11 protein-coding genes are annotated in these 12483 nt (G+C 69.2%); all 11 read right to left on the bottom strand.

Going from position 1 to position 12483, the window contains the following annotated elements:
* Window positions 1–5: 5 nt before the first annotated feature.
* The 11 genes from ACYQOP_RS16750 to bchF are packed head-to-tail and all read right to left on the bottom strand — an operon-like array spanning window position 6 to window position 12462.
* Entirely contained in the window at window positions 6–305 is a 300-nt protein-coding gene (locus tag ACYQOP_RS16750; protein WP_461223126.1) for a hypothetical protein, read from the bottom strand.
* Window positions 302–775, bottom strand: coding sequence for a photosynthetic complex assembly protein PuhC (gene puhC / locus ACYQOP_RS16745; protein WP_461223125.1), 474 nt, complete (start codon window positions 773–775; stop codon window positions 302–304). The genes ACYQOP_RS16750 and puhC overlap by 4 nt, the downstream gene beginning before the upstream one ends.
* Before the next feature lie 18 nt (window positions 776–793).
* Window positions 794–1480 (bottom strand): photosynthetic complex putative assembly protein PuhB, encoded by a 687-nt coding sequence (gene puhB, locus ACYQOP_RS16740; protein WP_461223124.1) that lies wholly within the window; start codon window positions 1478–1480, stop codon window positions 794–796.
* Window positions 1477–2250, bottom strand: a complete 774-nt coding sequence (gene puhA, locus ACYQOP_RS16735) for a photosynthetic reaction center subunit H (protein WP_461223123.1) — start codon at window positions 2248–2250, stop codon at window positions 1477–1479. Before puhA ends, puhB begins: the two co-directional genes overlap by 4 nt.
* A 2-nt stretch (window positions 2251–2252) precedes the next feature.
* On the bottom strand, window positions 2253–3698 hold the full coding sequence (locus tag ACYQOP_RS16730; protein WP_461223122.1) for a BCD family MFS transporter: 1446 nt from the start codon (window positions 3696–3698) through the stop codon (window positions 2253–2255).
* Window positions 3695–4435: a magnesium protoporphyrin IX methyltransferase gene (bchM, locus tag ACYQOP_RS16725; protein WP_461223120.1), complete on the bottom strand. Its 741-nt coding sequence runs from the start codon at window positions 4433–4435 to the stop codon at window positions 3695–3697. The genes ACYQOP_RS16730 and bchM overlap by 4 nt, the downstream gene beginning before the upstream one ends.
* Before the next feature lie 14 nt (window positions 4436–4449).
* Window positions 4450–5343, bottom strand: coding sequence for a ferredoxin:protochlorophyllide reductase (ATP-dependent) iron-sulfur ATP-binding protein (gene bchL / locus ACYQOP_RS16720; RefSeq protein ID WP_461223119.1), 894 nt, complete (start codon window positions 5341–5343; stop codon window positions 4450–4452).
* A complete protein-coding gene (locus ACYQOP_RS16715; protein ID WP_461225354.1) occupies window positions 5340–9050 on the bottom strand; it encodes a magnesium chelatase subunit H in 3711 nt (1236 codons plus the stop codon). Before ACYQOP_RS16715 ends, bchL begins: the two co-directional genes overlap by 4 nt.
* Window positions 9025–10671 (bottom strand): ferredoxin:protochlorophyllide reductase (ATP-dependent) subunit B, encoded by a 1647-nt coding sequence (gene bchB / locus ACYQOP_RS16710; RefSeq protein ID WP_461223117.1) that lies wholly within the window; start codon window positions 10669–10671, stop codon window positions 9025–9027. The genes ACYQOP_RS16715 and bchB overlap by 26 nt, the downstream gene beginning before the upstream one ends.
* Before the next feature lie 4 nt (window positions 10672–10675).
* A complete protein-coding gene (locus tag ACYQOP_RS16705) occupies window positions 10676–11959 on the bottom strand; it encodes a ferredoxin:protochlorophyllide reductase (ATP-dependent) subunit N (RefSeq protein ID WP_461223116.1) in 1284 nt (427 codons plus the stop codon).
* On the bottom strand, window positions 11956–12462 hold the full coding sequence (bchF, locus tag ACYQOP_RS16700; protein WP_461223115.1) for a 2-vinyl bacteriochlorophyllide hydratase: 507 nt from the start codon (window positions 12460–12462) through the stop codon (window positions 11956–11958). The genes ACYQOP_RS16705 and bchF overlap by 4 nt, the downstream gene beginning before the upstream one ends.
* Window positions 12463–12483 lie beyond the last annotated feature (21 nt).

The raw sequence follows: 12483 nt of genomic DNA, 5'->3' as shown, positions 1-12483 counted from the left end.
GACGTTCACAGGCGCCTCCTCTCTGAGAAGCTGACTTCGTAGAGTTCGGTGAGCTCGAAATGGCCGGCGAATTTGATCCAGAGCCGCTCCAGGATGCCGGCACGGGTGACCGTGGCGGTGCGGCGGACCACAAGGCGCTCGCCATAGGGAACGGAGGTGGGTGCGTCGTGGACCTGGACCTCGTCCCCCGGTTCGATCTCGAATGTGGCGTCCAGGGTCACGTGGGCGTGGAGGGTCTCGGGGGTCTGCTCGATCTCGACGGTGCAGGGCACCTCGACGATCCGCCGTCCGAACCAAGCACTCATCGCACCGCTCCGCTGTCGGCCAGTCTCGTATCGGCGAGGAGCCTGATGAAGGCTGCGAAGTTCGACGGGCCGAAGGCGCCGAGATTGACCACGCGTCCGGTGGACGGGTCGGAGAGTTCGAGGCCGCCATCGGCGAATCGCGTCAGGCGGAAGGGCTGCCCCCGGGTGAGGCCGGCGCGCAGGCGGGCCTGGCCGAAGCCGCGCAAGGTGGCGCGGACGAAATTGTCCTGGCCGGGCTCGACGATGGTGATGACGTCCTGGGTCCAGGCATCCCGGATAACGATGGCGCCGTCGGCGCGGTCATCCGGGGTCAGATCGACAGAGCGGACGATCCGGGCCGGCGGCATGTGTGAGAGGCCAATCCCCTCGCTGCGGCCGACCCCCACTACGACGGTCACGAACCCCATGAGCCCGAGCGCCCCGATGACCAGCGGTCGCGGGATCCGGGCGGCATCAGCCTTCGCCGTCATCGCGTCTCCTCCCTGCATTCAACTCGCGTTGGCGAGGCGCGGAGGACGTACCTGCCGTTTCCGCGCGACCACGATAGGAGCCGCAGTTTCCTCTGTTGTGTCAAGTGCAGTTGACAGAGCCTGGGCGAGGATTTCGGCTGCCTGCTTTACCTCTGGCACCGATCGCATCATCGGTTCAGGTCGTGAAAGGGCCCATGGCCGGGCGTGAGGCCAGAGATGAAGGTAGGCGATGCGGTTGCCGGCCCGCAGCCGTAAAGGCAGATCACCACTACCATCTGTAAAAACTTTGCAGCCGGCGCTCTCGATCAGGGTAAAAGGCAGGTTGAGGGTCATCGGCAGGGCAATGCCGAGCCGCATCACCACCCGGCGATTGGTGATCGTGTAGGTGGTCGAGCGGGCGGAGAGCCAGCCGAGCAGGCCGAGCAGGACCAGCGCTCCACTGCCGACGGCGAGTGTCGGCCCGGCCACCAGCGCGGCCTCGGTGAAGCTGCCTTCGGCGAGGGGCGGGATCGCCGCCCAGAGGGCCAGTCCGACGAACCAGAGGCTGACGAGGCGGATATGCAGGGCCCGGGCGGCGATGCCGAAGCCGCAGGGGCGGCCCTGCCAGAGGATATGCTCACCGGGCGGCAGCGGTGCTGGCAAGCCGGGCGGAGCGTCGAAGGCGTTGGCGGGAACGCCGGGGCGGTGTCTCGCGGCGCGGCTCACAGGAACGGCTCCTGGCGGTCCGCCGTGGCGTAGAGGGTGCCGGCACCGAAATAGGCCATGATCCGCTCCTCTTCGTAGAGGGTCACCGAATCCGGGTCCTTCTGGCCGGGGATGTCCGCGAACTGATGGGCCAGTAGCGCCTCGGTCTTCACGGTGCGGGTGAACCGGCCCGTCCGGCAGAAGGTGTTGGGCATCAGCACCCGGCGACCGCCCCCGGCGAGCTCGACCTCGACATAGCGGACCATCGACTCTCCGCGATCGATCCAGAGGTCGCTGACGATGCCCGCCACCTTCCAGTCGGCCCCGAACACGGTCATGCCGATCGGGTTGGGACCATCCTCGTGCACCACGAAATGCTCGGCGACGCGTAAGGGGACGATCCGCTTCTCGTCGTCCCAGGTCCGGTCGTGATGGTCGTCGCGGTCGACATAGGAGCCGGGGCCGATCTGGTCGTGAAGCCCGTCGCCATCCGGTTCCATCGGGGCGCCGGGCCAGACCTCGCGCTTGTGGCCGCTGTAGTTCCGGGCGGGCTGCATGTCGGTCTGCGGCGCGGTCTTCACCAGGCCGTTCGAGAGCAGGAACTGTTTCGGGCTCGGGATCAGGATTGGGTCCGGCCGCTTCAGGCGTCCGGCCACTTCGTTCTCCAGCGGATAGCCTTCGCGCCGGTCTTCCCGCCGAAGATAGAAGACGAGGCCGGCGAAGAAGATCCAGAATGCATAGAGCACGACCTGGGCGACGTCGATGTAACCCGTGATTTCACCTCGTTGCATGGTCAGGCTCCTTGACGGGAAACGGGGGTCGGCAGGAGGGCGCGCCCCTGCCTGAGGCGGGCGGTCGGATCGCGGACGAGGGGCCCGATGGCCAGCAGCGTCGCGAAGAGCAGGGCGATCTCGATGTGGTAGACGATGAGGTAGCCCACCGACGGGTCGCTCATCGCCTCGCCCAGCGCTCCGGAGGCCGAGAGGCTGGAACCGATATCGCGCAGGATGCCGCTTGCCGCGATGGCGATGCCCGCGGCACTGGCCTGGACGGCGCCCCAGGCGCCCAGCGCGAGCCCGGTCTCTTCCGGCCCCGCCTTCGCCATGGAGGCGGTGAGGGTTCCGTGCGCGAACAGACCGCCGCCGAGGCCGATGAGCGTGACGCCGGTGGTGAAGAGCTGGGCCGAGGCGAGGGGCGCGGCGAAGATCACCGCCGAGAAGGCGACGATGCCGACGACGCTGCCGGCCGCCGCGACCCGGAACGGATCGCCGCCCCGGCCGAGCCAGCGCGCCGCGAGCAACAGGCCGACTCCGCCTCCGGCCGCGAGCATCGCGGTGAGCGCCGTGGTGGCGGCCACCGGCAGATGCAGAATCTGCCCGCCATAGGGTTCGAGCAGGATGTCCTGCATCGAGAAGGCCGCCGTGCCGAGCCCGGTGGCGACGAGACGCCGTCGCGCCAAGCCGCTGCCGGCATAGGCTGACCAGGATTGCGAGAAGCTCGGGCGCGGCAGGTCCGTCGCCGTGCGTCCGACATGTCGCGCCTCCTGCTTCCACAGGGCGATGCCGTTGAGGAGGATCGTCACCAGGGCCGCGCCCTGGATCACCTGGATCAGGCGGATTGCGGAAAAGTTCGCCAGCAGCAGCCCGAAGGCGACCGCGCTCACCACCATACCGGCCAGCAGCATCGCGCAGAGCAGGGCCACGACCCTCGGCCGCGCATGGGCGGGGGCGAGATCGGTGGCGAGCGCGAGGCCGACGGTCTGGGTGGTGTGGAGGCCGGCCCCCACCATGACGAAGGCCAGAGCCGCCGCCACATGGCCCGGCCAGGCCGGGCCTGTGGTGTCGCCGGACAGGATCAGCAGCGCGAACGGCATGATGGCGAGACCGCCGAACTGCAGCAGGGTGCCGAACCAGATGTAGGGGACGCGGCGCCATCCGAGGACCGAGCGGTGGGTGTCCGAGCGGAACCCCACCAGGGCCCGCAAGGGGGCGAAGACCAGCGGTAGCGACAGCATCACGGCCACGATCCAGGCCGGGACTTCGAGTTCGACGATCATCACCCGGTTCAGCGTGCCGATGAGGAGCACGGCGGCCATCCCCACCGTCACCTGGAACAGCGACAGCCGCAGCAGCCGCCCCAGCGGCAGTTCCGGCGTCGCCGCGTCGGCGAAGGGCAGGAACGGCATCAGGCCGGGGCCGAGGCGCGTGAGCAGGCGGGCGGTGAGGTCGGCGGGTTTCATGGCACGGTTCCCCCCTCCCCAGCGATGCGGGGAGGGCTTTTCCGCGCCAACTCCACGGCGTTCGACAGGTAGAACCCGCTATTGACCCGCTGTGTCCGCCCCACAGCGAACCCGGCGAGTGCGGCCTCCCCGCCGATCCGGCGGCGCAGGCCGCCTTCGGTGATCGGCACGATGGCGGGCGCCCGGTCGCCGCGCGGGAAGAGCCGGCCGGCGGCGTGCATCAGGGTGAGGAGCGCCGTGCGCGGGGCCACGGTGAAGACCAGCGATCCGTCGGTCCGCAGGCCGAATTCGGCGAGCGCCCGGACGATGTCGCTGGCGCTGTAATGGATGAGCGAATCCATCGCCACCACGTGGTCGAAGCGCCCGAGCCAGGGATCGAGCATGTCGCCGACGCGGAAGTCGATATGGTGGCCGCCGAGCAGCTCGGCGCTGCGCTCGCGGGCGAGGCCCACCAGCGTCGGCGAGACGTCGATGGCGACCACCTCCGCCCCGCGGTGGGCGGCCTCGACGCTGAGGGCTCCCGTCCCGCAGCCGGCATCGAGAATGCGCCGGCCGGTGAGATCTTCGGGCAGCCAGGAGAGAAGGTTCGCCCGCATGGCGTCGCGGCCGGCCCGCACCGTGGCGCGGATCTTCGAGACCGGGGCGTCGGTGGTGAGACGCGCCCAGGCTTCCACCGCCGTGCGGTCGAAATAGGTGGTCAGTTGCGAGCGGCGCTCGGCGTAGGTTCCGGTATGCATCGGCCTGCCCCCCCTCAATCGAACCCGAGGAACTCGAACAGGTCGCGGTCCTTCATCGGCATCGCCGAGAGCGGCTTGCCGCCGGCCCAGAGATGGGCGGCCAGCCGCATGTACTCGTCCGTCACCGCGATCAGCTCGGGTGTCGGCTCCATCTCGAACAGGGTCGATTTCTTAAGGCGCGAGCGCCGGACCACGTCGAGATCGGGGAAATGAGCGATGCGCTCCAGGCCGACGGCGGCGTTGAAACGGTCGATCTCGTCGGTCTTGGCCGAGCGGTTGGCGATGACGCCGCCGAGCCGCACGGGATAGTTCTTCGACTTCGAATGGATCGCGGCCACGATCCGGTTCATGGCGAAGATCGAATCGAAGTCGTTGGCGGTGACGATGAGGGCCTGGTCGGCATGCTGGAGCGGTGAGGCGAAGCCGCCGCAGACCACGTCGCCGAGGACGTCGAAGATGACGACGTCGGTGTCTTCGAGGAGGTGATGCTCCTTGAGGAGCTTCACCGTCTGGCCGACGACGTAGCCGCCGCAGCCGGTGCCGGCCGGCGGGCCGCCGGCCTCCACGCACATGACGCCATTATAGCCCTCGGCCACGAAATCCTCGATCCGCAATTCCTCCGAATGGAATTGCACCGCCTCCAGGGCGTCGATCACCGTGGGGACGAGGCGCTTCGTCAGGGTGAAGGTCGAATCGTGCTTCGGGTCGCAGCCGATCTGCAGCACGCGTTTCCCAAGCTTCGAGAAGGCCACCGACAGGTTCGACGAGGTGGTGGACTTGCCGATGCCGCCCTTGCCGTAGACGGCGAAGACCTTGGCGGTGCCGATCTTCAGCGCCGGATCGAGTTCGACCTGGAGGCTGCCTTCCTCGCGGCGCGAGGCCACGGGATTACGGATGGCGATGTTCATGCGGCGACCCCTGCGGTGATGCCTTCGAGACGGTCTTCGAGCTCCTCCTCGGCACGGTCGAGCGCGTCGCGCGTGGCCGCGTCGGGAGTCCAGAAGCCGCGCTGATGCGCCTCGATCAGCCGATGCGCGACCTTGGCGGACGCGGTCGGATTGAGGGCGGCGAGGCGCTCGCGCATCGCCGGATCGAGGAGGTAGGTTTCGGTGATGCGCTGGTAGATCCAGGGCGCGACGGCGTTGGAGGTGGCCGACCAGCCCATGGTGTTGGTGAGATGCGCCTCGATCTGGCGCACGCCCTCATAGCCGTGGCCGAGCATGCCCTCGGTCCATTTCGGGTTGAGCATGCGGGTCCGGGTCTCCAGGGAGACCTGCTCGGAGAGGGAGCGCACGACGCCCTCCCCCCGTGTCTGGTCGCTGATGAAGATCGGCACGGCCTCGCCCTTGGCGCGGGCCACCGCCCGGCCCATCCCGCCGAGACCGTCGAAGTAATGGTCGACGGAGGTCACCCCGACCTCCACCGAATCGAGGTTCTGGTAGGCGAGATCGACCTTGGCCAGCACGCTGCCCATCAGGGCCCGCTGTGCGGTGGGCCGGCCGTTGCGGCCATAGGCGAAGGACTTGCGCCGCGAGAAGGTCTCGCTGATCTCATCCTCGTCCTCCCAGCGGCCGGATTCGACGAGGTTGTTGACGTTGGCGCCGTAGGTGCCCTCGGCGTTGGAGAACACCCGCAGGGCTGCCGTCTCCATGTCGATGCCGTGCTCGTCCATGTGGGCGAGGGCATGCTTGCGCACGAAGTTCCGCTCCGACGGCTCGTCGGCGATGGCCGCGAGATAGGAGGCTTCCGCCAGCAGCTTGGTCTGGAGAGGGAGCAGGTCGCGAAAAATGCCCGACAGGGTCACCACCACGTCGATGCGCGGGCGGCCGAGCTCTTCGAGGGGGATCAGAGTCGCGCCGCACAGGCGGCCATAGCCGTCGAAGCGCGGGCTCGCGCCGATCATGGCCAGCGCCTGCGCGATGGGTCCGCCCTCGCTCTTGAGGTTGTCGGTGCCCCACAGGACGAGGGCGATGCTCTCGGGCAAGGGCGCACCCTCGTCGCGATAGCGGGCGAGAATGCGGACGACCTGCCGGGTGCCGTCGGCTACCGCGAAGGCCGAGGGCAGGCGGTAGGGGTCGAAGCCGTGGATGTTGCGCCCCGTCGGCAGCACGGACGGGTTGCGCAGGAGGTCGCCGCCGGCGACGGGCGGGATGAAGCGGCCGTCGAGCGCCCGCAGCAGGGCTGGAAGCTCGTGGTCCACCGCCAGCAGCGCGTTGGTCTCGCATAGGGCCGCGAAGGCGGCGCGGTGGGTGTCGTCGAGAGGCAGGCCGGAGGCCGTCAGGGCCTGGACGATCGTGTCGCCGGCCACCAGGGCGGCAATGCCGGCGCGGTCGGGCCGGAGCCCGTTCGAGGCTTCGGCCAGGGCGGTCAGCAGGTCGATCCGCTCTTCAGGGGGCGTGCCCTCCCCGACCACATGCATCCCGTGTGGGATCAGGCTGTGTTCGAGTTCGCTGAGCGCGAGGCCGAGGGCCAGGATACTGCCGGACATGTCCCCGGACCAGGCCGGCTCGGCCGATGTCAGGTCGAGGGCTGAGCCCTGCGCCTGGATCAGCTGGCCGAGTTCGCGCCGCTCGGCTTCCGCCTCTGGCTCCAGCCCGCGCCAGCGCTCGACCGAGGCCTTCAGGTCGATGAGCCCGCGATAGAGGCCCGCCTGAGTGAGGCTCGGCGTCAGGTAGCTCACCATGGTGGCGGCCGAGCGGCGCTTGGCGATCATCCCCTCGGACGGGTTGTTGGCGGCGTAGAGGTAGACATTGGGCAGCGGCCCGATCAGGCGCTCGGGCCAGCAGGAAGCCGACAGGCCGGTCTGCTTGCCGGGCATGAATTCGAGCGCCCCGTGCGTGCCGAAATGCAGCACGGCGTCGGCCCGGAAATCCTCGCGCAGGTAACGGTAGAAGGCCGAGAAGGCGTGGGTCGGGGCAAAGCCGCGCTCGAACAGCAGCCGCATCGGGTCGCCCTCGTAGCCGAAGCCCGGCTGCACGCCGACGAAGACGTTGCCGAATTGCGCGCCCAGCACGAAGATCTGCGAGCCGTTGCTGTTCTGGCGCCCCGGCGCCGGACCCCATTGCGCTTCGATCTCGGAGAGGTGGCGCTCGCGCCGGATATGGTCGTCGGCCGGGATGCGGTGATGGACGTTGGCACTGGTGCCGTAGCGGGCTGCGTTGCCGGCGAGCACGGCGTTGCGCAGGTCGTCGACGCTGTCCGGCACGGCGACGTCGTAACCGTCGGCCTTCAGGCCTTTCAGCGTGTTGTGGAGCGAGTGGTAGACCGAAAGGAACGCCGCCGTGCCGATGCTCCCGGCATTGGGCGGAAAGCCGAACAGGACGATGGCGACCTTCCGCGAGGCCTTTTCCGTCCTGCGCAGCGAGACGAGGCGTTCGACGCGCGCTGCCAGCATGTCCGCCCGTTCCGCATGGACGCTCATGTCGCGGGCATTGGCGCCGGGCGACGCGCTGGAGCGACCGCCGAACACCATCGGCGCGGTGGCGCCGTCGAGTTCGGGAATCGCCACCATCATGGTGGCCTCCACGGGGGAGAGGCCGCGATCGGAGGCCTCCCATTGCTCCACGGTCTGGAATTCGAGGGCGTGGGCAGCGAGATACGGCACGTCGAGGCCGCGCAGGGTCTCCTCGGCGGCCGAGGCGTCGTTATAGGCCGGGCCGCCCACCAGGGAGAATCCCGTCAGCGAGACCAGGGCGTCGATGACGGGGCGCCCGTTGCTCCGGAAGAAGGCGTCCACCGCCGGGCGGTTGTCGAGGCCGCTGGCGAAGGCCGGCACGACGGCGAGCCCGCGCGCCTCGAGGGCGGCGATGACGCCATCGTAATGGGCGGTGTTCCCGGCCAGCACGTAGGAGCGCATCACCAGCAGGCCGACGCGGCCCTTCACGGTGCCGGCGGGAGCCGGAACCCGTGTCACGTCCTCGCCGATCCGGCCCTTCATGCGTGGGTGGTAGAGACCGGTCTCGGGATAGCTCATGGGGGCCGGAGCGGCGGCGATCTCGCGCCAGGCCGCGCGCGGCCCGGCGGCGTAGCGGCCGACGAGGAAGCGCACGAGGGCGGCGATGTTCTCGTCCGAGCCCGAGAGCCAGTATTGCAGGGTGAGGAAATAGGCCCTGACATCCTGGGCCGAGCCGGGGATGAAGCGCAGGATCTTGGGCAGGCGGCGGATCATCGCCATCTGGCGGGCGCCGTTGCCCTGGCCGCCGGGCTTGCCGCGCAGCTTCTTCAGGAAATCGAGGGCGCCGCGCTTGGTGCCGTCCATGTCGAAGCGGTTGAGGCGCGTCGTCTTCACGATCTCGCTCGCCGACAGGCAGCCGATCATGGCGTCGCAATGCGGACGGCGGGCGAGCAGCGCCGGATGAATGGCGCGGACATGCTCGTCCATGAACAGCATGGTGGAGAGCACGATGTCGGCGACCGCGATGTCCGCCTTACAGGACGCGAGCGCACCCGGATCGGTGTCCCATTCGGCGGCGGCGTGGAAGCCGAGGACGAGCCCCGGCATCTCGTCATGGAGCCGGCGGCGGGCGCGTTCGAGCGCGCTCGCCATGTGATTGTCCATCGTCACGACGACGATGCGGAGGGCCGGACGCTCAGCGCCCGAAATGCGCTTTGGCATCATAGAGCGTCTCGACTGTGATGAGGGGGAGTTCGCGCTCGCGGGCGAACCGTTCGGTATTGGCGCGGGCTTTGCCCCGCACGAAGAACGGGATCTTCCTGAGTTCCTTCTCGGCGTCGGGGGCCCAGGTGCTTTGTGCGGAACTGGAACTCTCTCCCCCCTCTGCGGGGGAGGGTGCCTGCGGAGCAGGCGGGAGAGGGGGCGACCTCTCCGGAACTGGCGTTCCCCAATCCCGACCCTCGCTGACGCGAGGGCCACCCTCCCCCACAAAGGGGGGAGGGACAGGCTGGTGAGCGGGTCCGAGATGGGAGGGCGCGGCGTCGGCGTGGAACTCGTTGTCCTCGCGGAACATGCCGAGCAGATGTTCTTCCAGCCCCATCATCAATGGATGGACCCAGGTATCGAACAGGACGTTGGCGCCCTCGAACCCCATCTGCGGCGAATGCCGGGCGGGGAAATCCTGGACGTGGATCGGGGCCGAGATCACCGCGCAGGGAAGGCCCAGACGCTTGGCGATGTGCCGCTCCATCTGCGTGCCCAGCACCAGTTCGGCGGCGCTGGCCTGGATCGCGGCTTCCACGTCGAGGTAATCGTCGGTGACGAGGGCCTCGATGCCGTGGAGCGCCGCCTCCGCCCGGATCTCGCGGGCGAATTCGCGGGTATAGGTGCCGAGGCCGACGACCTTGAAGCCGAGTTCGGTGGACGCGACGCGGGCGGCGGCGAGGGCATGGGTGGCGTCGCCGAAGATGAAGACGCGCTTGCCCGTCAGGTAGGTCGAATCGACGGAGCGCGAGTACCAGGGCAGCCGCGACGGTGCGCCGTCGAGAACCGGGGCCGGATCGATCCCGGCGAGCGTCGCAACCTCCTCGACGAACCGGATGGTAGCCTGGACGCCGATCGGCACGGTCTCGACCATCGGCTGGCCGAAGGTCTTGTGCAGGTGCTGCCCGGCGGCCCGCGCGATCTCGGGATAGAGCACCACGTTGAAATCGGCCTCGCCGAGGCGGCCGAGATCGGCGGGGGTCGCCCCGAGCGGCGCCACCACGTTCACGTCGATCCCGAGTCGGCCGAGCAGGCTCCTGATCTCGACGAGGTCGTCGCGGTGGCGGAAGCCGAGGGCGGTGGGGCCGAGAATGTTGCAGAGCGGACGCCGCGTCTCGCGCGGCGCGGTGGGTTTCACCGGGACGGCCAGAGTGCGCACCAGCCGGTAGAAGGTCTCCGAGGCGCCCCAATTCTCCTTCTTCTGGTAGGAAGGGAGATCGAGCGGGATGACCGGGATCGGCAGGGCGAGGGCCTTGGCGAGACCGCCCGGATCGTCCTGGATCAGTTCGGCGGTGCAGGACGCGCCAACGATCATCGCCTCCGGCCGGAACCGCTCGTAGGCGGCCTCCACCGCATTCTTGAAGATCGCGGCGGTGTCCGCGCCGAGGTCGCGGGCCTGGAAGGTAGTGTAGGTCACCGGCGGGCGCGCATCGCGCCTCTCGATCATGGTGAAGAGCAGGTCGGCATAGGTGTCGCCCTGGGGCGCATGCAGGACGTAGTGCAGTCCCCGCATGGCGGTGGCGACGCGCATGGCGCCGATATGGGGCGGCCCTTCATAGGTCCAGATCGTGAGCTGCATCGCGTCAGACCTCCAGCCGGGTGCGACGGACGAGGGGTCTGGCGAACAGTTCGGCGAGGTCGCCGGCCTGGTCGTAGCCCTGGATCGGGGTGAAGAGCAGCTCGATCGACCATTTCGTCGCCAGCCCCTCCGCCTCCAGCGGGTTGGCGAGGCCGAGGCCGCACACCGTCAGGTCCGGCCGGGCCGCCCGGCACCGGTCCATCTGGGCATCGAGATCCTGACCCTCGACGATTGTGGTTCCGCGCGGGAGCAGCGCCAGTTCGTCGGCGAGATGGCCGCGATGCAGGTAGGGCGTGCCGATTTCGACGAGTTCGGCGCCCAGTTCCCGCGACAGGAAGCGCGCCAGGGGGATTTCGAGCTGCGAATCGGGGAAGAAGAACACGCGGCGGCGGCCGAGCATGGCCCTGTAGGGCGCCAGCGTCTGTTCTGCGCGGCGCGATCCCGCGGCGGTCGCCGCGGCGAACCGGGCGGGGGCCACGTCGAACGCGTCCGCCGCGGCCTTGAGCCATCCGGTGGTGCCTTCGGCGCCCAGGGGAAACGGGGCGGCGAGCCGCGTGGCGCCGCGCTCCTCCAGCGCCCGTGCCGTGTCGGCGAGGAAGGGCTGGGCCAGCAGCGTCAGGGTGTTCGGGCCCGCCGGTGGCATCTCGCCGGCCCGGAGCGCGGGCAGGAACCGCACGGGGGCGATGCCGAGTTCTGCGAAAATACGGGCGAACTGGTCTTCGACCACGTCGGCCAGCGCCCCGACCACGAGGAGCGAGGGGGCGGCATCTTTCGCCTCGGCCGGCATGGAAGGGACGAGGGAGGCGAGGCAGGCATCCTCGCCCTGCGTGAAGGTGGTCTCGATGCCGCTGCCCGAGTAGCTCAACACCCGGACTTGGGGAGACAGCCCGCGGGACAGGCGCTGCGCCGCGCGGCCGAGATCGAGCTTGATCACCTCCGACGGGCATGAGCCGACGAGGAACAGCAGCTTGATCTCGGGGCGGCGCTCGATCAGCCGACCCACCACGCGGTCGAGCTCGTCGTTCATGTCGGCGATGCCGGCGAGGTCGCGCTCGTCGATGATGGCGGTGGCGAATCGCGGCTCGGCGAAGATCATTACCCCGGCGGCCGATTGGATGAGATGGGCGCAGGTGCGCGAGCCGACGACGAGGAAGAAGGCGTCCTGGATCTTGCGATGCAGCCAGACGATCCCGGTGAGGCCGCAGAACACCGCCCGCTGGCCGCGCTCCTGCCGGATCTCGACGCCGCAGGCGGGGTCGAAGTTGCCGAGCTTGGCATGGGCATTCATCGCACGCCCTCCGGTGAGAGGACGAGGCGGGACGGGGCCTGGAGCCGGGCGGCGCGCAGCTTCAGCAGGAATTGCGCGGCGTTGACGGCGTAGGACGCGTAGGCGGCGAGCGCCAGGAGCATCAGCTTAGCCGTCGTGAGGGCGCCCGTGACGAGCGCCCCGAGATAGGCGCTGTGCAAGGCCAGCACGAGCATGCTGACCATGTCTTCCCAGTAGAAGGCCGGGGCGAACAGGTAACGCCCGAAGACGTCCTTCTCCCAGATCGAGCCCGTGACCATGATCGCGTAGAGCAGCAAAGTCTTGGCGACGATGGAGACGTTGGCCATCTGCGCGCCCTCCCCCGTCGCCAATGTGCGCAGGACGAGGCCGAGGCTGATCAGGAAGACCAGGAACTGGAGGGGGGCGAGGATGCCCTGGACCAGGGTCCAGCGGGAGGCGTCGCGCCGGGCGCGCTCGGCCGGCGAGTAGAGAGGTCGAGTCGGCTGGCCCCCTCTTGCAGGCATCGGTTCCACCCTGTCCCGGCT

The organism is Methylobacterium sp. CM6247 (assembly GCF_054817925.1).
Note: the sequence above shows the minus strand (reverse complement) of the source record. Positions and strands in the feature narration are given on the sequence as shown.

Bases quoted from the DNA above. Each gene is read 5' to 3' on its own strand.
- ACYQOP_RS16750 (WP_461223126.1), bottom strand. From the start codon at position 305: ATGAGTGCTTGGTTCGGACGGCGGATCGTCGAGGTGCCCTGCACCGTC.
- puhC (WP_461223125.1), bottom strand. From the start codon at position 775: ATGACGGCGAAGGCTGATGCCGCCCGGATCCCGCGACCGCTGGTCATC.
- puhA (WP_461223123.1), bottom strand. From the start codon at position 2,250: ATGCAACGAGGTGAAATCACGGGTTACATCGACGTCGCCCAGGTCGTG.
- ACYQOP_RS16730 (WP_461223122.1), bottom strand. From the start codon at position 3,698: ATGAAACCCGCCGACCTCACCGCCCGCCTGCTCACGCGCCTCGGCCCC.
- bchM (WP_461223120.1), bottom strand. From the start codon at position 4,435: ATGCATACCGGAACCTACGCCGAGCGCCGCTCGCAACTGACCACCTAT.
- bchL (WP_461223119.1), bottom strand. From the start codon at position 5,343: ATGAACATCGCCATCCGTAATCCCGTGGCCTCGCGCCGCGAGGAAGGC.
- ACYQOP_RS16715 (WP_461225354.1), bottom strand. From the start codon at position 9,050: ATGCCAAAGCGCATTTCGGGCGCTGAGCGTCCGGCCCTCCGCATCGTC.
- bchB (WP_461223117.1), bottom strand. From the start codon at position 10,671: ATGCAGCTCACGATCTGGACCTATGAAGGGCCGCCCCATATCGGCGCC.
- ACYQOP_RS16705 (WP_461223116.1), bottom strand. From the start codon at position 11,959: ATGAATGCCCATGCCAAGCTCGGCAACTTCGACCCCGCCTGCGGCGTC.
- bchF (WP_461223115.1), bottom strand. From the start codon at position 12,462: ATGCCTGCAAGAGGGGGCCAGCCGACTCGACCTCTCTACTCGCCGGCC.